The following is a 1,600-nucleotide window of genomic DNA, read 5'->3' on the forward strand; positions in this document are numbered from 1 at the left end:
AAACTCATTTTGATAAAAAGCAATGCCCTTTTCTTCATCATCAAGTCCATGCATAATCCTATCAAGCAAGGACATTTTATTCCTTATCTAGCTTGCCAACTAAGGAAAGCTCAAAATTGCCTCCCATATACTTAAAATGAGGACGCACAACTAGCCCTATCTTATACCAGCCTGCCTCTCCTTCTATGTCTTCAACCTTGATTTGAGCTGAGCGAAATGGTCTTCTGCTTCTTACCTCAGAGGGTGGGTTTTCTTGATCTGAGACATATTGACGAACCCATTCATTAAGCCCCCTTTCTATGTCGCTTCTTTCCTTCCAAGAGCCTATTTCCTCTCTTTGTAGGATTTTAAGATAATGAGCTAGCCTTGATATAAGAAAGATATAAGGAAGCTGGGTTCCTAGTCTGTAATTTGTCTCAGCCTCCTTGCCCTCAGCTGTATTTGCAAACACCTTTGGTTTTAGGGCTGAATTTGCTGAGAAAAAGGCTGCGTTGTTGCTATCTCTTCTAAGTGTCAAGCTTATGAAGCCTTGTTCTGCAAGCTCAAATTCCCTCCTGTCTGTGATTAAAACCTCGGTTGGAATCTTAGCCTCCTTTGTCCCAAAGCTTTCATAAACATAGGTTGGCAGATCCCTTACAGAGCCTCCGCTTTTGACACCTATGATATTGCCACACCATCTGTATCTTGCAAAGCTTTCAGTAAGCCTTGTGGCAAAGGCATAGGCTGAATTTCCCCAAAGTAGGTGATTATGCGAAGCATCCACCCTTTCTTTGTAATTAAAACTTTTGATGGGATTTTCCTCATTATCATAAGGAGTGCGGGTTAAAAACCTAGTAACCATTAAGCCTACATACTTAGAATCTTCATTTTCTCTGAAACTTCTAAATCTCGTGTATTGAGGTGATTCAAGCAGGCTTTGAAGGTCTTTGATGTGTGCAAGTTCTGTGTAATTTTCAAGTCCAAAGAAGCTAGGGCTACAAGAAGTAAGCACAGGAGAATGACTCATCGCTGCTATGCTTGAAATTTTGTTTAAAAAGCTCATATCAGCATTGCTTGTGCTTAGTTGATAATCAGCTATAATGGCACCAATTGGCTCTCCTCCAAACTGTCCGTATTCAGCTGAATATATGTTTTTATAGGCTGTGCTTTGGGTTATGTCGGGATTGTTTTCAAAGTCTTCTAAGAGCTCTTCTTTTGTGGCATCAAAGAGATTTATCTTGATGTTTTCATTAAAATCTGTTCTTTCTACTAAAAAATGAATGCCTCTCCAGGTTGATTCAAGGGCTTGAAACTCTTCATTATGCAAGATCTCATCAACTTGCTTTGAAAGCAGATCATCAATGTGTGCTATCATCTCATCAAGGGCGAATTTATTAATCTTATCTTCAAGCTTATCATCCTTGATGATGGCTGAGATGAACTCAGCTACCCCTCTTTTTGCTATGCTATAAGCCTCATCATCCTTTGCATACTTGCTTTTTTCCATTATGCTTTCAATGATGGGGGTTGGGGTTGTTGCTTCTTGTGGGATTTCTTGTGATCTTTCTTTTGACATTTCTTGCGGCATTTCTTTGGACATTGTTTGTGATCTTTCTTGTGG

At 39.7% G+C, this 1,600-nt stretch carries 1 protein-coding gene; it reads right to left on the bottom strand.

The features are described 5' to 3' along the window. Positions 1 to 76: 76 nt before the first annotated feature. The gene (gene tssC, locus DMC01_RS12415) at positions 77 to 1,555 is read right to left on the bottom strand and encodes a type VI secretion system contractile sheath large subunit (RefSeq protein ID WP_142694497.1); all 1,479 of its coding nucleotides are present in this window, start codon (positions 1,553 to 1,555) and stop codon (positions 77 to 79) included. Between the last annotated feature and the right edge of the window lie 45 nt (positions 1,556 to 1,600).

Source organism: Campylobacter troglodytis (assembly GCF_006864425.1).
In the GTDB taxonomy this organism is placed as follows: Bacteria; Campylobacterota; Campylobacteria; order Campylobacterales; family Campylobacteraceae; genus Campylobacter_D; species Campylobacter_D troglodytis.